This window comes from Paenibacillus sp. P13VS (assembly GCF_015143645.1).
GTDB lineage: Bacteria > Bacillota > Bacilli > Paenibacillales > Paenibacillaceae > Paenibacillus > Paenibacillus xylanilyticus_A.
Genome location: NZ_WYEV01000002.1, coordinates 116,199 through 132,163 on the forward strand (window position 1 = coordinate 116,199; position 15,965 = coordinate 132,163).

A 15,965-nucleotide genomic window follows, 5' to 3' on the forward strand; every position below is an offset into this window, starting at 1 on the left:
ATCGCTATTTTACCTGATCCCAGCGTGTCCACATTTCCTTCGGATTAAGCTCGTAGATCCCATCTTCCCGATACATAAATTGATGCATGATGAATTCACGGCGAATGGTGGCAAAATCCTCATGGTACGTACGTATAAATTCATTGATTTCTTTCTCCGTATACTTGCGTCCGAATTCAAGCTGTTCAACCAGATGACCAAGCACGATCAGCTTCTTCTTGTACTGCGCAGGAATTTGACGCAAGCGTCCATCTTTGGAAAAGAAATTTCGCATAACCGATGCTTTTAGCGTTTCGTTCACATCACTCATATCGGCTACCTCCTCCCTTTTAAAAATAAAGTCAACGGAAGCCTGAGCATGCTCCCGTATAAAGGATGGGTTAAGGGAAAAAAACACCGTATTTTTCTCTCTCCGTTCCTTGATCAATGCTGCTTCTCTCAACTTGGATGCGTGATGAGTAACTGTGGGCTGTGACAGATTCAGCTTCTCGGCAAGAGCCTGTCCGTGCAGTTCACCCTCAGACAGCAATAACAGCATACGAAGCCGGGTAGGATCAGCCAAGGCTTTGTGGTAAGCCACGATTTTCTCCAATTGCATAGGCGTCGCCTCTTTCGTTTAGATAAATATCTAATTTGATGTTAATCTTTTCTCTCAGCAAAGTCAAACCTGTTATTCGGAATTTTCTTCCGTCAATTCCTGGCGTGAACTGGCATTACATGACTATTTACGGTAGGATAATATTGCTTGAATGAAGGAGGAGTAAGAACATGGAAGATGTAATTATCATTGGCGGAGGCCCTTGTGGTCTATCTGCTGCCATCGAATGTGAACGGCTGGGTCTGTCAGCTGTCATTGTAGAGAAGTACAATATTGTCCAATCCATCTATCTGTATCCAACCCATATGCAATTTTTTAGCACAGCGGAACTGCTCGAGATCGGAAATGTCCCGTTCAGTTCGCCAAATGACAAACCTTTTCGCTACGAGGCACTCGCCTATTATCGCAAAGTAGCCGAACACTTCGGCCTGCGTGTTCATAATTATGAGGAAGCCCGCGAAATCAAACGTAGAGACGATGGAACCTTTGAAGTACATACGGTCAACCGCCGCGGGGAAAGCCTTGTTCATCAGGGACGCAATGTCGTTGTCGCAACAGGATACTTCGACCACCCGAATTACCTCGGTATTCCGGGAGAAGACAAAGATAAAGTGACTCACTATTTCCGGGAAGCACATCCCTACACCCGTACGCGTGTAGCAATTATCGGTGGCAGCAATTCGGCTGTGGATGCAGCGATGGAACTCGTCCGTGTAGGCGCCCACATTGACATGGTATATCGGGGTACGGGTCTGTCCGAGCATATCAAGCCATGGGTACGCCCTCTATTTGAGAGCATGGTCCAGAAAGGCCGCATTACGCTCCATCTCGGTGCACGGGTTAATGAGATTTTGGATGATTCCATTCGCCTGCTTCATGCAGATGGATCAACAAGTGAACTTGATAACGACTTCGTTCTGGCTTTGACCGGTTTCCGTCCGGATCGCAAACTGCTTTCTTCCGTCGGCGTTGAAATGTCAGATGACCTGGACAAACCAGTGTACAATGTGGAAACGATGGAAAGCAGCGTACCAGGAGTTTACGTTGGCGGAGTCATCGCCTCAGGACGCAATGCCAATGAAGTATTCATCGAATCCGGTCGCTGGCATGGAAAATATATTGCAGAGCATATCGTAAGTCGGCAACGCGGGCAGGCTGAAGGGAATTGAAATCCATGGATATGACCTCTTTGCTGTTGCTCGTCTTTGCAGCACTTGGTATTATCAGCAGCAATACCCCTGTGACCGTAGCCATGGTATTTTTGCTCCTGTTACGTGTATTGAATGTGAACCAGGCTTTTCCCTGGCTTGAAAAATACGGACTAACGCTTGGCATCATCATCTTGACCATCGGGGTCATGGCGCCCCTTGCCAGCGGCAAGATGAGTCTGCAGACGATCGGGGAGTCTTTCCTTCACTGGAAATCGCTGCTCGCCATAGGTGTGGGTTTACTGGTGGCTTATCTGGGTGGACGGGGCGCTACGCTCATGAGTACGCAGCCAACCGTTGTTGCTGGGTTACTTATTGGAACCGTACTTGGGGTGGCCCTATTCAAAGGAGTCCCTGTAGGACCACTGATTGCGGCAGGTATACTATCCCTGCTGCTCGGCAAATCCTGATTGAAGTTGGGACTTGACATTCTACTGACTGGCTGTATTTCCCACCGTTGTATGATATACTACTATTCATGCAATTCATGCATCCATGTCCATAGCAGAGAAATCAATTTAATTTGTATTCGTTTGCATAACCAAATTGATTCACCTCGCAATTATTAATGGCCGCAGGAGGATTCAGGTACCATGTCACGTCAGTTTATTACAGAAGCCGTGATGGTGGCTATTTACGGTCAATTGCTCGCGCCACCCGCGCCTGTTGAATATATTGTTCCTTATACCACCGTCTTGGAGTTATATGAATTTCAGGTCAGCCCGGATCCTTTGATGGATAACCCGGCTGATGATCAGCATGTTAAATCGAAAATTAACGAGATTATTTCTTATTTTGAAGAACCGCTGAATAAGAAAAAGATTGAACGTGCCCTATCCGTTCCGTGGGCGAAAAGCCCGTCCATCCTGTTTGGTGATCAGGTGTCCATCGCTATTATCAATGCGGTGGATACAGCTCAGTATGGGGAGTATTTCGATCCGATTGAGACAGAGCTGCTGCTCACTTCACAGCGCCTGAACATCCCCATTCTCACGGATCAGGTTGAACTGATCGCACGAATTATAGAGTCATCGGCCCCTGTACAAGTATTTGATATTGATGATTTTGATTTTGCGATGGACGAAGAACCGCTCGATCAGGTCTAGCTGATCTGAAGAGTTCTGTATGCGCATGTGATAATAGACCAAAGAAGCCTTCCCCCGTTGGAAAGGCTTCTTTGGTCTTGACGTTTAATCTAGTATTTTACCGTCAAGCAACATACGACTTAGACTATTCAGCACCGGAAGTGATTTCGGGTCAAAAAACTTCAACCCTGCCTCACTGTTTACTCGCGACTCCACCAGATGATCCTGAATGATTCGGGCTCGGAACAGGGCGATCACATAATAATCTTCATCCCCGCTGGAATGCAGTTGTCTCAGGTCGGGACCCGAATGCAGTGTTTCAAGTGTCATGCTGTTTGCTGTCCATCCCGTCTCCTCCCACAATTCCCGATGAGCTGTATCTTCAATGGCTTCGCCAGGACGCATCTGTCCAACGGGAATACGCCAATGACCTTGCTCGGCGTGCTGGATCAACAACAATTCACCTCGTTCGTTTTCAGCCCAAACTGCAGCCTTCACCACAATATGGGAGCGGTGTGCAATATATTGGGCCAAATCTCGGGCTGGCGGATTCAATTCCTATCCCTCCTGTTCGAAGCCGGCAGAAGCCAGCGGTACAATCCATGCTTAGACACATCTCAATTCAGTTCCTTCACCTCGTTGCACAGGACGAACTGAAGGTATCGCGAGAACAACCCTGATTAGACCTCAGTATAACGATATTCGATATCTTGTCCTTCTTCCACTACATCGACATGCAGCTTGTGGCCCTTCAGGTACCAATAATCGTGATCTTCCATAAAAAAGCGAATCCCCGAAACTTCGGTTTGTTCAGCCGGGTGACGCGGTTCCTCAACAGCGATTCCCAGTGAAAAACCTGGGTGAAGACCTCCGCCGGAGCTATAACGCGCAAAGAATCGGATGCTGTCTCCTTCGTTCAGGTTTAGTTCCTCTTTATACCAGCGGGCAGCGCGGTCAGATACATGTATGGTACTCATTTGATGTCAGCTCCTTCTCTATATATATGTTACATCATATCGCTTGATGGGCTTGAGTTCAAACATTACACCACAGAAATAAACAAAAAAGAGCTGCTCATGTAATTGTGAAAAAAGTTTGACAGATCCCAAAAGGCGGTGTTAAGATGCAAACATACGAGATCCACATTCAATTTATTTCCAAAACAGAAAGGGTGATTACGGTGTTTAACATTCATATGGATGGTCTATTCAGCTCACAATTAAATACCGGAGCACCCTCGAAATCGTTATTCCGTACTTAAGTCAGCACTGCAGTAATCCTGAATAAGGTTAACTGCTGCGCACACTTTCGATACTTATGTTCAGCGGTGGCTCTGCTCTCGGAGCCATGCGCCGTATGATTGATATCCAAGACATACCGCCTGCGTGCGGTATGTCTTTTTTTGTGGGTAGAAACCGGTACACATGAGTAGATAACGTATTTCACTGACACTTGAAAGGAAGGGATACTACTTGTTCTCTGTACTCAAAAACCTGGCCTGGTTCTTCCGGCTGGAACGCAAACGATACCTGATTGGTGTCATTTTGCTCATTCTCGTGGGTGTAGCCGAACTGCTCCCCCCTCGTCTGTTAGGCAATGCCATTGACGAGATTGTGCGCGGTTCCATTACTGGCGCCTCACTCACACGTTACATTTTACTTATTCTAGGAACAGTCGTTATTATCTATCTGACCACGTACATATGGATGCACAAACTGTTTGGTGGTGCGAATCTGGTTGAACGCTTGTTGCGTTCGCGCTTCATGGATCACCTGCTGCGGATGACCCCGCCTTTCTTTGAGAAGAACAGAACGGGAGATCTGATGGCTCGTGCAACCAACGACCTTCGTTCCATTGCCACAACAGCAGGCTTCGGCATGCTGACACTAACGGACTCAACGGCCTTTCTGGCAACCGTATTGTTCGCGATGGGTTTTCTGGTGAGCTGGAAACTGACCCTTGCTGCGATTCTGCCGCTGCCATTTATCGCGATTGCCATGATGATCTACGGGAAAGCCGTCCATCAACGTTATACCTTGGCACAAGATGCGTTCGGGGACATGAATGATCAGGTTCTTGAATCCATCGCGGGTATTCGTGTGGTTCGTGCTTATGTTCAGGAACGTCTGGACCAGAAGCGGTTTGCTGATGTCACCGAAGACGTTTATCGCAAAAACCTGGCTGTAGCCAAGATGGATGCACTGTTTGAACCTACCATTCGGCTGTGTGTCGGTCTCAGCTATGTAATTGCGTTAGCCTATGGGATATATCTCGTGTTTCACAATGAAATTACCCTCGGAGATCTCGTATCGTTCAACATGTATCTGGGGATGATGATCTGGCCTATGTTTGCCATTGGCGAACTGATTAACCTGATGCAGCGTGGCAGCGCCTCATTGGACCGGGTTAACGAAACTTTATCTGTAGAGCCTGCTGTCCAGGACGTTGATCAGCCAGCTCATATTACGAATCCTGAAGAAATATCGATGCAGGATGTGACATTCCGTTACCCAAGTTCCACTGTCGATAATCTTAGTCATGTCAGCTTCTCGCTTCGCCGTGGTCAGACACTCGGTGTCGTGGGACGTACGGGAAGCGGTAAGTCCACCCTGCTCAAACAGCTGCTTCATGAATACCCTGCCGGTTCCGGCACATTAAGCATATCGGGACATCCGATTCAGGAGATCGCCAAGGATGACTTACACAGCTGGATCGGTTACGTTCCGCAGGAACAAGTGCTGTTCTCCAAGTCGGTTCGTCAAAACATTCAATTCGGCAAGCCGGGTGCAAGTGATGAAGTCATTATGGAAGCCATCCGTACCGCAGCCTTTGACGGAGATTTGGAGACATTATCGGATGGACTGGATACCCTTGTTGGTGAAAAGGGAATTGCACTGTCGGGCGGACAAAAACAGCGGGTATCTCTGGCACGTGCCTTTATTGCCGATCCGGATATTCTGATCCTCGATGATGCCTTATCAGCAGTCGATGCAAGAACGGAAGCCAAAATCATTGAAAATATACGCAACAAACGCTCGGGCAAAACCACGCTGATCTCAACGCACCGCCTGTCCGCCATTGAACACGCAGACCGGATCATCGTACTGGAGCACGGGAAAATTACGGAAGAAGGAACCCATCAGGAACTGCTTGCCATGAACGGCTGGTACCGTGAGCAATATGAACGGCAGCAGGTGGAATCCAATCTGTCCACGTAGGAGGTCAACGTTTTGAAGTCGAATACAGGCAAAAGGCTGCTTCAATATGCCCTGAAAGCCAAAGGTACTTTTATTGCAGCATTAATCATGTTAACGATCGGTGTAGCCGCTGAGCTCGCTGGTCCGTTCATCGCCAAGTCGATGATTGACAATCATCTGCTCGCCATTGAACAGCCGTTCTATGAAACGGAGGCTTCATCCGAAGCCGCTGTATACAACGGCAAGAATTACAAACGAGAAGGCAGATTCGAAGCCGGTGAAGTGAAAGGTGCCGAAGTCAGAGTACTTCAAGCCGGCAAAAGCTTTTATTTCGTCAATGAAGCCGTAACTGCACCCGATGGGGATCGTTCATATGAGAATGGAACCTTAACGGTTACGCGTGCGGGTGAAGTGACCGGCCAATATGCGGCAGAGCCGCTTTCCGCTGGTGAACTCTTTGCTTTTTACAAACCTGAAATGCCAAGCATCTATCAATTAATTGTATATTACATGATCTTTCTCGTGATCTCGGTCATTATGGAGTTTGGTAAAACCTACTGGCTGCAATCCTCTGCAAACAAGGTCATTCAAAGGCTTCGTAATGATGTCTATGCCCATATTCAAAGGCTGCCCGTACACTTTTTTGATAATCTTCCCGCAGGTAAAGTCGTTTCTAGGGTCACAAACGATACGGAAGCTGTTAAGGATCTGTTCGTTGCCGTGCTATCGAACTTTTTCTCAGGGATCATTACGATTACAGGTGTATATGTCGCCCTCTTCCTGCTGGATTTCCGCCTCGGACTGATCTCGTTGTTCGTTGTACCGATGCTGATTCTGTGGATTGTGCTCTACCGTAAGTTCGCTACCCGTTACAATACCATTATTCGTTCACGGCTGAGTGAGATCAATGCGATCATTAATGAATCCATTCAAGGGATGTCCATTATTCGCGTATTCCGTCACCAGAAGCAGACCAAACAGGAATTCGAAGATCTGAACGACGATTATATGAAACATCAGAACAAAATGCTGAACCTGAACGCCTTCACTTCTCACAACCTGGTAAATGTACTGCGGAATATCGCATTTGCCGTTGTCCTGTGGTACTTCGGCTCTGGGGTACTGGGCGGAACAAGTATCATCTCACTGGGTGTTCTGTATGCATTCGTTGATGTTCTGGGTCGTTTGTTCCAGCCGATCACCGGCATGGTCAACCAACTGGCAAACCTGGATTCCTCCCTCGTATCCGCTGGACGTGTATTTGAGCTCATGGACGAACAGGGAGAACCTGTAACCGATGGCTCGATGCCGAGGTACAAGGGAAATGTGGTATTTGACGATGTATCCTTCGCCTATAAAAAAGACTTCGTGCTGAACAATATTTCGTTCAAAGCCTCCCAGGGCCAAACCGTTGCCTTGGTTGGTCATACCGGTTCGGGTAAAAGCTCGATTATTAACCTGTTATTCAGGTTCTATGATCCGCAAAAAGGCAAGATTACCATCGACGGTCAAAACGTCAAGGAATTGCCGAAACAGTGGATTCGGCAGCATATGGGGATCGTGCTTCAGGATCCATATCTGTTCACCGGCACCATTGCGTCTAACGTAAGTCTTGGAGATGAACGAATCACCCGAGCACAGATCGAGCAGGCGCTTCGTGATGTGGGAGCAGAACGGATCCTGGCACATCTGCCTCAGGGATTCGATGAACCCGTTATCGAAAAAGGAAGTACGCTGTCTGCCGGACAACGTCAATTGATTTCTTTCGCCCGAGCACTCGCCTTCGATCCGGCTATTCTTATTCTCGACGAGGCAACGGCCAATATCGATACGGAGACGGAAGCCTTGATTCAAAATGCACTGGAAGTCCTCAAAAAAGGACGGACCACATTCATCATCGCTCACCGACTCTCAACGATTCGTTCTGCTGACCAGATTCTGGTCCTGCACCGCGGTCGCATTGTGGAACAGGGTGCTCACGATGAACTGATGGAGCTTCAAGGACGATATTATCAGATGTATCAGCTTCAACAAGGCGCACAAGCGGTTGGCGGAGGAAATGAGAGCAGCAGCTCAGGTCAGGCTATCCCTACAACCCCTTCCTTGGCTGGAGGTAATCTATAACTCTTTATTCGTAAGACATTCATTGACCATACAATGTCTAAAGGTTCTCTTTTCCCGCCCTGCGTGCAGACTTTCCGGTCTGCGCACAGGGCGTTTTTCTAATGTAAACAAAGCGAAGTGCCAGTTGTGCAATAAGAAAAGACAACCCACATTTCGCCTGAAGGCTACTGCAGATTGTCTATCCATCCTTTTACCGTATACCCCATATATAACACAGTCTCTCGTGCCAAAAATGGAATTTGGCTGCGCCAGGTCTGATAGGCTGTCGTTTGTGTTGGAGACGGAACAGCATCCATGCCTAGCTCGCTTGCCAGCTTCATGGCCCGCTTCATATGCAGCGGGTCACTTACAATCGTATATTTCTGGTATCCTGCCTGATCCCCAATCGCAATGGTATTAACCAGGTTTTCCTCTGTAATTCTTGATTGTGTTTCGATCAGAATATCTCTGGGATCTACACCATGTTCAACTGCGTAATCCCTTCCCACTTCTGCCTCAGAGCGCCCCCCCTCACGTCCAGAACCGCCGGTAAAAATGAGTTTGGGTATTATACCCTGACGATATAATGCAATCGCATGTTCGATTCGCTCTCGAAATACAGGTGAAGGACGATCCCCGTCCACAGCAGCACCAAGAATGACCGCCGCATCACTTTGTCTGGTCGATTGCTCTGACGTGTATTCCGTGATCAGCCAGGCCGTAATGAGGGTCCAGAGAATGCCTATCAGCGCCAGGGATGTAATGGCAATGAACAGCCAGCTTCGCATTCCTCTTTTTTTCCGTTTTTGTTCCCCTACTTTGCCTTCAATCAAGCTGATTCTCCTCGTCCATGCTTGGAGCATGTAAGCTCTCTGAATGCATTTGTTCAAGCCGCCGCAGCGCCGCAGCCGACTCAGCGTTCAATCCAAGCTGTGCTATCCAGGCACCCGTATACTGTTGAAGGCTGATTTCAAGTTCCTGCGCACGGGATTTGAAATCCTCCAGTTCCTTGATCATGCGCGATCGTCCCTCAGGGCTAAAGGTTTCGTGAATGCGTTCCTTGAAGTAATGGTGCACAATGCTGTTCCGCTGCTGCCATAATTCATTCAACTGACGGGTTTCTTCATCTGAAAACGTAAAGTGATGCTTAACCTCATGAATGAGTTGCCCAAGTGAACTGCTCATTTTCCGCTCATACAGATCTTCCAGATCTTCATCGGATACAACTTTGCCTTGAGACAGCTTCATCAACAGGATCAGATTGACCAGCTGCTGCTCAAGAGCCTGTCCATAGTAAACAGCTAATCCATAGTATGCAAACAATTCTCTGGAGTGTTCGCTATCCAGCATGTCACCATGCTGCATGTCTGAGTTTTGCAAAAGCGAGCGCCCCTTTCATTCCCGTACCCATTTCCCGTTTTATGTTCCTCTATCGTAACTAAAGAAAGAGCAACATTCAAGTCGTAGGGATTAACGGCTTCTAACTCCGTAGATCACTTCTTCCAGCAAGCCATATATGAACGGAGAGCAGGATGAATGCGTACATTATAGCCCACAGGATGGGCACTAAGAGAGTTCCCCACTTCGCTTCTTCAAATAACATCATTTCACGCACAAGATAGAAAGCTGGGGGCAAGACTTTGCTTAACCATTGCAGCCAGTTTGGCAAATGACTTGCGAGTGAACCCTGCACAAATGAAAGAAGCAGCATAACAATCAAACCAGACAGACTGCGACTAAGCCGGGGAATATACGATTTTTGAAAGAAAAGACTTACAGCTAAACCCAGTAGAGATAATGCCAAATGTCCCGACCACGCCATCGTCCACTCTCCGCCAGTCGGCCGTCTCTCGAACATGCCAAACATCACAGGATACAGCACGGTGATCACCACAAGCGCACATTGCATCAGCCAGGTGCACCATAATTGGCCAAGGATAACTTTTCGTCGGTTTCCTGCATGCAGCACAAGCAATTGAATTTGCCCTGCTGGCTCTGCGTTCATTACGGTCAATCCCAGCCAGGCAGATCCAAAAAATAGAAGCATGGCCGTAACACTATAACTGTCCGCCACCGGGTTCGGCTGATATGAGTAGATCAGGAGCATGGAGATGATATACATCACAACGGGTGCAAAATACTTCTGTGAACGGATGTATTGCCTAAGCAAATACCGGGTTAGATAAATCATGGAGATTCTCCTTCCATCGTTTCCAAGCGAGAATGGGAGGAAGCAGGTTCGGCGGTGCTTTTCTTCCGATGATCGGCCGGATGATGACCTTCCAGCAAATGCTCCATATGTACTCGGCTTTCCTCTTGCAAAACAGACACAATCGAACCACCCGCCGCAATAATTTCATGGATCACATGATCGGTGGTACTGCGTTCAACTATCCAGTCCCATACTACCTTGTTGCGATCAGGCATCTCCCCATGACGATGGATCTGCAGAACACCCTCCTGTTCAACAAGTTTCGAATATGTATTGAACAGCTCCGTATTCGATCCCTTCATTAAACTCTGGACTTGGACAATGGGCTCTCCCAACTCTTTTAGATCTTCGCGTTTCCAATGCCGTAATACACGACCGTTTTGAAGCACATAGACCTGATCGGCCAAACGCTCAATAAATAGCGGTTCATGACAAGCTGTCACAATGGAGGTGCCTTCCTTCTTCCATTGCTGCAGCAGGGTTACGACCGCCTCCTGGGCAGGGAGGTCCAGGCCGGATAACGGCTCATCCAGCAGCATGAGCCCATCTGGACCTGGCAGCATCGCTTGAATCAAGTTGACCTTTTGAAGCGTTCCTTTGGATAACAAGGATAATTTCTGATCGAGCGCAGACCCAAGATAGAGTAACTCACTCAGCTCGTTTATTCGTTGTCGCAGCAGCGCAGGTCGGATGCCACGAATCCGGCCCATTTCCCACAAATATTCGTCTGAAGTGAATGGCAAACGTGGCAATCCGTCGAGCGCGTACATCTTCTTTTCTTTTATCGTCTGATACACCAAGCCATGATCAGGAACCAGGAATCCTGCCAAGGTGCGCAGCAGGGTACTTTTACCTGAACCATTTCTGCCCACCAGCACAGCGCATTCTCCAGCTTCCACATGTAAATTAATCCCGCTCAATACGGACACGCCTCCGAGTCGTTTGCTCACATGCTGAAGCGAGATACCTTCGCGCAACTTGCCTGCTTCCTCATGTTTAGTACCATCTGCTTCACAACCAGTTTTACGCTTCCCCCATTTCACAGTACATCACATCCGCTCAGGTGCCCGGACGCCGAGCAAATAGAGACTGCGGACAATACGTTCAGCTGTGCACTTGGTTAGATTCACCCGGAACGGCCGTACTTCAGCGGGGGCGTCAGCGATCCGTTCGGCGTGATAGAAACGGTTGAATGCCTGAGCCAGATCAATTGCATACTTGGCAATCACCGAAGGTTCATTGCGCCCAACGGCTTTTTCAAGATATTGCGGATAATCAGCCAATAACTTAAGCAGCGTCCAAGAAGTGTCTCCAACGGTTGCTGCACGATCTGTCACATCATTAAACTCTGTATCATTTGAGGAAGTCACTTGGCTATTTTCATTATCATTGTTCGCATCCTTCACCTTGGCAAGTACACTGTTAATCCGCGCATAGGTGTACTGCACATAAGGTCCGGTCTCCCCTTCGAAACTAACTGCACTTTCCAAAGAGAAATCCACATCATTCAGCCGGTTATTGCGCAAATCACCAAAAACAATCGCTCCTACACCTACGGCTTCCGCAACGTCCTGCGCGTTGTCCAGATGGGGATTCTTCTCTTCAATGATCTGTAAAGCCCGAGCAACCGCTTCATCCAGCACTTCCTGCAAAAAGACGACTTTACCGCGCCGGGTGGACATCTTCCGCCCTTCAAATCGCATCAATCCGAACGGAATATGCTCACAGTTCGCAGCCCACTCATATCCCATGCGGGACAGTACGGCAAACACCTGTTTGAAATGCAGCTTTTGCTCTCCCCCAACGACATATAACAGCTTATCTGCCTTCATCACATCATGACGATAAACGGCTGTGGCCAAATCCCTTGTCGGATAGATCGTTGTTCCGTCCTTTTTAATAATCAGGCAAGGCGGCATATTCTCTTCCTCCAGACGCACGACTAGCGCTCCGTCGCTCTCTTCCAGCAGACCCTTGGTTTTGAGATCTTCCACAACGGCTCCCATCTTGTCATTATAAAAACTCTCACCGAGAGTATGATCAAATTGTACATTCAGACGTTCATACATTCGGTCAAATTCCTTCATGCTCACCTCAACAAAGAACGCCCATAACCGTCTGGCCTCTTCATCTCCCTGTTCCAGTTTGCGGAACCACTCACGTGCCTCGGTCTCCAGGGTTGGGTCATTCTCCGCTTCGTCGTGGAACCGTACATAGAGTTCAAGGGAAGTACGGATAGGTTCTGCCTGAAGCGCTTCATCGTTACCCCAGCGTTTGTAGGCAGCAATTTGTTTACCAAACTGGGTTCCCCAGTCTCCAAGATGATTAACACTCACCGGGACATATCCCGCTTCACTGTATAACCGATATAGCGCTGCACCAATAACCGTTGAACGAAGATGTCCAATACCGAACGGTTTCGCGATGTTGGGAGATGACATATCAATTAATACACGTGCATCCTCGCCGATCTTGAGCTTACCGAACGAAGGTTGGTTCACCCATTCCAGTAATTCCGAAGACCACTTTTCCCGGTTAAACTGGATATTCACATAAGGCCCTGCTGCTACAGCTGTAAAGTCTGCTGTCTTCAGTTCGCCGGCAATCTCCGCAGCAATCGCAGCAGGTGCTTTCTTCCGTGATTTGGCGAGTACAAAACAAGGGAATGCTGCATCCCCAAGCTCCGGTTGTGGGGGGATTTCCAAAAGCTTGAGAACCTCTTCTTCCTCCAGCCCCGTAAGAGGAGCAAGATGTGCTGCCGCTTGTTTCATTAACATAATAAACACTCCTTTATCTGATATGGATTAACAACATATAAAATAAAAAAGCTCTCGTCTCTATAAAAGAGACGAGAGCTGATCTGACAGTTCCCGCGGTACCACTCTAGGTGAACAACCTCGTACGGCCATATGTTATATGGCGCCCGAAGCTGCTCCGCTTGGTGCGAATAACGGCCGCATGCCGGATTACCCTCAAGAAGATGCTTCGTCTTTCACTCCAAAAAGCATCACTTCGGATAACCATCTCACGGGTGCGGTTCACACAGGTCATGTCATACCGGCTTTCACCTGCTCCGGCTCGCTGTTAAGCATGATTCTGGTTACTCTCCCGATCACGGATATTCATCGTTTCAATTCATTGCCATCATTATACATATCGCTTCTGACTTTGGCAACCTGCGGGAAACATTCTCCGATGAAGGCAGCTCCGCTTCTATCATCCTGTTCTGTAAGCATCCCATATGCGGTGCATGCTTTCACGTGCTCCTCATCGCAAAAATCCCCTCCTGATTGCACCGTATCCGCACATCTGGTTTGATGTACTCTGCGTTGATTTCAAGAGGGGATTGCGCCATTCATATTCAAATCCATTGGGCCGCTCATTCATGCATCTATTTAAGCTACTGCTGCCATCAAACGGCAAGCTTCTGCACATTTACGGCAAGCTTCGGCGCATGCCTGACAGTGATCGTGTTCATGTTTGCTGCATTCTGCTGCACATGCTTCGCAAGCTTTTACGCAAAGTTCGCAAATTTCAGCGATAAAATCACTTCCACGCGTCATGGCTTGAGCAGCGAAACCACAGATTTCGGCACATTCGCGGTCCAGTCGGATACAGTCACGAAGCATCGCCAGATCGTATTCTTTCAAGCTGGATATGTAACATACATTGCAAGCATTCATGCACTCCAGGCAAGCATCAATACATTGTTGATATTGTTGTTGTGTCATTTAAAGTTACCTCCCAGGCAAAGTTTGCTATGCTTCTTAATACCCAGTTCGGAGGAACCTTGAATCATCAAGCCTGATTTATGGATTCCATTTCCAGTAATTGATGACGAATAACAGACTGGTCAAAATGCTCACCTATGAACACAGCCACGTTGGGCACGTCTCCCTGAGGCGTGATTTTCATATAGTCCGATTCCCGATATGCATACTGAAACCAGAAGCGGCTAGCTGTATCACTAAAGGAGAGAATGCCCTTGGCTCGGTAAACATCCCGCGGCAATCCAGCTATAAACCGCTCAAAAGCTTCGCTGTTCACCGGTTGGTTGAAATAGTGCGTATATACCATAACATGCTCATGTGATGCGTGCGGGGTGTGATGTTCATGATGATGTTCATGGTGATGTTTATGACTATGACCACAACCATGCTCTGAACATGCCTCAGTATGGACGTGCTCTGTCGCAGCCTCTTGATGATCCGATTCAGCTGCAGCCTGATAGGCATGCACTCCATCGCCGCTTTGAAGGAGCAAATCCATGTCGACTTCACATCTCACGGCTTGAATAACCGGGGCAAAACCGTTCCACTTCGTGAGCAGCTGCTGCAGATCACTTATTTCCTGTTCACCAACCCGGTCTGTTTTGTTCAGAATCAGTACCGAGGCACAGCGAATCTGCTCCTGCATCAGCTTGAACGTCTGGCCCTTCTGCTCTTGGTACAAGCCAGACAGATGTGCTGCATCCACAACGGTAATCAGACTTTTCAGCTCAAGACGCATGTACAGGGACGTCTCTGTCACGGCATCTAGAATTTCCATCGGGTTGGCTGCTCCCGTCGCTTCAATGACAATGACATCCGGCGACTCCTCCTGCACAAGATCAGCAAGCTGAAGTCCCAGGTCTCCTCGAACCGTACAACAGATGCAGCCCCCGAGCATTTCGGTCATGGGTACTTCAGCATCTACCACCTGACCATCGAGGTTTACCTCACCAAGCTCGTTCATGACTACTGCAGGACGCAAGCCTGCTTGCTGCCAATGTTCAATCAACTGCACAAGAAGCGTCGTTTTTCCGCTCCCCAAAAAACCTGACAATATATATACGGGTACAGACTTTTCTTTTTCACTCGTTACACTCATTGCTATACACCTCTCTGGCTGACCATTGTGTGAAACATACTAGTTTTATATCTTGCGAGTGTACACCATCCTGCATTCAATGTGCAATATGGAGCAATTCTTTCCGGCCGCGCATTGCCTGAAACTGCCGAATGGTCTATGCTATGAGAAAATATGGATTAGGAGGGTGTCTCATGACCAACTCAGTGGAACAACATCGTCAAGAAGCACCGGACAAGGTCTCTTGCATGATTGTCACCGTATCCGATACCCGCACCAAGGACACGGATACCAGTGGACAACTCATGCATCAACTGCTGAGCGAGGCAGGATATGAAATAGCCGAATATATCATTACGCCAGACGAAACCGAGCGTATCCGCACCATTCTGCAGGATGCAGCCGTACGGGATGATATTGAAGCCGTACTGCTCAGTGGGGGTACCGGAATTGCTCCCAGAGATACAACATATGAAGCCGTATCCTCCCTGCTTGACAAGGAACTGCCCGGCTTTGGTGAAATCTTTCGTTTCCTCAGTTATACCGAGGATATCGGTTCAGCTGCGATTCTGAGCAGAGCCGTAGCCGGAACGATTGGACGTACGGCTGTTTTCTCCATGCCGGGCTCCAAAGGTGCAGTCAAGCTGGCAATGGAAAAAATCATTATTCCAGAGCTGCGGCATGTGATGCGCGAAATATACAAACCCGTCTGAA

The 15,965-nt window shown here is 48.2% G+C and carries 17 protein-coding genes; 7 read left to right on the plus strand and 10 right to left on the minus strand.

Annotated elements, in window-relative coordinates; all coding sequences use genetic code 11:
• Positions 1 to 4 precede the first annotated feature (4 nt).
• Positions 5 to 598: a metalloregulator ArsR/SmtB family transcription factor gene (locus GUA98_RS01640; RefSeq protein ID WP_095358552.1), complete on the minus strand. Its 594-nt coding sequence runs from the start codon at positions 596 to 598 to the stop codon at positions 5 to 7.
• Between the two features lie 170 nt (positions 599 to 768).
• Here GUA98_RS01640 and GUA98_RS01645 point away from each other — a divergent pair, with 170 nt between their 5' ends.
• The 3 genes from GUA98_RS01645 to GUA98_RS01655 all read left to right on the plus strand — a co-directional run bounded on the left by GUA98_RS01645 (position 769) and on the right by GUA98_RS01655 (position 2,912).
• On the plus strand, positions 769 to 1,767 hold the full coding sequence (locus GUA98_RS01645; RefSeq protein ID WP_153978062.1) for a YpdA family putative bacillithiol disulfide reductase: 999 nt from the start codon (positions 769 to 771) through the stop codon (positions 1,765 to 1,767).
• 5 nt (positions 1,768 to 1,772) lie between these two features.
• On the plus strand, positions 1,773 to 2,216 hold the full coding sequence (locus tag GUA98_RS01650) for a DUF441 domain-containing protein (protein ID WP_095287669.1): 444 nt from the start codon (positions 1,773 to 1,775) through the stop codon (positions 2,214 to 2,216).
• A gap of 183 nt (positions 2,217 to 2,399) precedes the next feature.
• Complete coding sequence (locus tag GUA98_RS01655) at positions 2,400 to 2,912, plus strand: ADP-heptose synthase (protein ID WP_193721891.1); 513 nt, start codon at positions 2,400 to 2,402, stop codon at positions 2,910 to 2,912.
• 84 nt (positions 2,913 to 2,996) lie between these two features.
• On the opposite strand, the gene GUA98_RS01660 is transcribed toward GUA98_RS01655, so the two are convergent.
• Entirely contained in the window at positions 2,997 to 3,446 is a 450-nt protein-coding gene (locus GUA98_RS01660) for an NUDIX domain-containing protein (protein WP_153978061.1), read from the minus strand.
• A 125-nt stretch (positions 3,447 to 3,571) separates the two neighbouring features.
• Positions 3,572 to 3,868: a HesB/YadR/YfhF family protein gene (locus GUA98_RS01665; protein WP_095358555.1), complete on the minus strand. Its 297-nt coding sequence runs from the start codon at positions 3,866 to 3,868 to the stop codon at positions 3,572 to 3,574.
• Between the two features lie 495 nt (positions 3,869 to 4,363).
• Between GUA98_RS01665 and GUA98_RS01670 the strand changes: the two genes are divergently transcribed.
• Both GUA98_RS01670 and GUA98_RS01675 read left to right on the plus strand, forming a co-directional pair.
• Positions 4,364 to 6,109, plus strand: coding sequence for an ABC transporter ATP-binding protein (locus tag GUA98_RS01670; protein WP_193721892.1), 1,746 nt, complete (start codon positions 4,364 to 4,366; stop codon positions 6,107 to 6,109).
• Positions 6,110 to 6,121: 12 nt separating this feature from the next.
• Entirely contained in the window at positions 6,122 to 8,212 is a 2,091-nt protein-coding gene (locus GUA98_RS01675) for an ABC transporter ATP-binding protein (protein WP_193721893.1), read from the plus strand.
• Between the two features lie 164 nt (positions 8,213 to 8,376).
• Here the strand turns inward: GUA98_RS01675 and GUA98_RS01680 are convergent, their stop codons facing one another.
• From GUA98_RS01680 to argS, 5 genes are all read right to left on the minus strand, one after another.
• Entirely contained in the window at positions 8,377 to 9,024 is a 648-nt protein-coding gene (locus tag GUA98_RS01680) for a YdcF family protein (protein ID WP_227779352.1), read from the minus strand.
• The gene (locus GUA98_RS01685) at positions 9,017 to 9,556 is read right to left on the minus strand and encodes a hypothetical protein (RefSeq protein ID WP_193722235.1); all 540 of its coding nucleotides are present in this window, start codon (positions 9,554 to 9,556) and stop codon (positions 9,017 to 9,019) included. Before GUA98_RS01685 ends, GUA98_RS01680 begins: the two co-directional genes overlap by 8 nt.
• Before the next feature lie 115 nt (positions 9,557 to 9,671).
• The gene (locus GUA98_RS01690; RefSeq protein WP_153978057.1) at positions 9,672 to 10,382 is read right to left on the minus strand and encodes a hypothetical protein; all 711 of its coding nucleotides are present in this window, start codon (positions 10,380 to 10,382) and stop codon (positions 9,672 to 9,674) included.
• Positions 10,379 to 11,446: an ATP-binding cassette domain-containing protein gene (locus GUA98_RS01695; protein ID WP_153978056.1), complete on the minus strand. Its 1,068-nt coding sequence runs from the start codon at positions 11,444 to 11,446 to the stop codon at positions 10,379 to 10,381. The genes GUA98_RS01690 and GUA98_RS01695 overlap by 4 nt, the downstream gene beginning before the upstream one ends.
• Before the next feature lie 6 nt (positions 11,447 to 11,452).
• A complete protein-coding gene (gene argS / locus GUA98_RS01700) occupies positions 11,453 to 13,180 on the minus strand; it encodes an arginine--tRNA ligase (protein WP_193721894.1) in 1,728 nt (575 codons plus the stop codon).
• 139 nt (positions 13,181 to 13,319) lie between these two features.
• Between argS and GUA98_RS29325 the strand changes: the two genes are divergently transcribed.
• Positions 13,320 to 13,721, plus strand: coding sequence for a hypothetical protein (locus tag GUA98_RS29325; RefSeq protein ID WP_227779353.1), 402 nt, complete (start codon positions 13,320 to 13,322; stop codon positions 13,719 to 13,721).
• A 77-nt stretch (positions 13,722 to 13,798) separates the two neighbouring features.
• Here GUA98_RS29325 and GUA98_RS01705 read toward each other — a convergent pair whose 3' ends face one another.
• Entirely contained in the window at positions 13,799 to 14,134 is a 336-nt protein-coding gene (locus tag GUA98_RS01705; protein WP_095287680.1) for a four-helix bundle copper-binding protein, read from the minus strand.
• Between the two features lie 67 nt (positions 14,135 to 14,201).
• Positions 14,202 to 15,272 (minus strand): CobW family GTP-binding protein, encoded by a 1,071-nt coding sequence (locus tag GUA98_RS01710; protein ID WP_193721895.1) that lies wholly within the window; start codon positions 15,270 to 15,272, stop codon positions 14,202 to 14,204.
• A gap of 173 nt (positions 15,273 to 15,445) precedes the next feature.
• On the opposite strand from GUA98_RS01710, the gene GUA98_RS01715 reads away from it, so the two are divergent.
• Positions 15,446 to 15,964, plus strand: a complete 519-nt coding sequence (locus GUA98_RS01715; RefSeq protein ID WP_193721896.1) for a molybdenum cofactor biosynthesis protein B — start codon at positions 15,446 to 15,448, stop codon at positions 15,962 to 15,964.
• Position 15,965 lies beyond the last annotated feature (1 nt).

Excerpts from the sequence above, each read along its gene's own strand:
- GUA98_RS01640 (WP_095358552.1), bottom strand. The coding sequence starts at position 598 with ATGCAATTGGAGAAAATCGTGGCTTACCACAAAGCCTTGGCTGATCCT.
- GUA98_RS01645 (WP_153978062.1), top strand. The coding sequence starts at position 769 with ATGGAAGATGTAATTATCATTGGCGGAGGCCCTTGTGGTCTATCTGCT.
- GUA98_RS01650 (WP_095287669.1), top strand. The coding sequence starts at position 1,773 with ATGGATATGACCTCTTTGCTGTTGCTCGTCTTTGCAGCACTTGGTATT.
- GUA98_RS01655 (WP_193721891.1), top strand. The coding sequence starts at position 2,400 with ATGTCACGTCAGTTTATTACAGAAGCCGTGATGGTGGCTATTTACGGT.
- GUA98_RS01665 (WP_095358555.1), bottom strand. The coding sequence starts at position 3,868 with ATGAGTACCATACATGTATCTGACCGCGCTGCCCGCTGGTATAAAGAG.
- GUA98_RS01685 (WP_193722235.1), bottom strand. The coding sequence starts at position 9,556 with ATGCAGCATGGTGACATGCTGGATAGCGAACACTCCAGAGAATTGTTT.
- GUA98_RS01690 (WP_153978057.1), bottom strand. The coding sequence starts at position 10,382 with ATGATTTATCTAACCCGGTATTTGCTTAGGCAATACATCCGTTCACAG.
- argS (WP_193721894.1), bottom strand. The coding sequence starts at position 13,180 with ATGTTAATGAAACAAGCGGCAGCACATCTTGCTCCTCTTACGGGGCTG.
- GUA98_RS29325 (WP_227779353.1), top strand. The coding sequence starts at position 13,320 with ATGGCGCCCGAAGCTGCTCCGCTTGGTGCGAATAACGGCCGCATGCCG.
- GUA98_RS01705 (WP_095287680.1), bottom strand. The coding sequence starts at position 14,134 with ATGACACAACAACAATATCAACAATGTATTGATGCTTGCCTGGAGTGC.
- GUA98_RS01710 (WP_193721895.1), bottom strand. The coding sequence starts at position 15,272 with ATGAGTGTAACGAGTGAAAAAGAAAAGTCTGTACCCGTATATATATTG.
- GUA98_RS01715 (WP_193721896.1), top strand. The coding sequence starts at position 15,446 with ATGACCAACTCAGTGGAACAACATCGTCAAGAAGCACCGGACAAGGTC.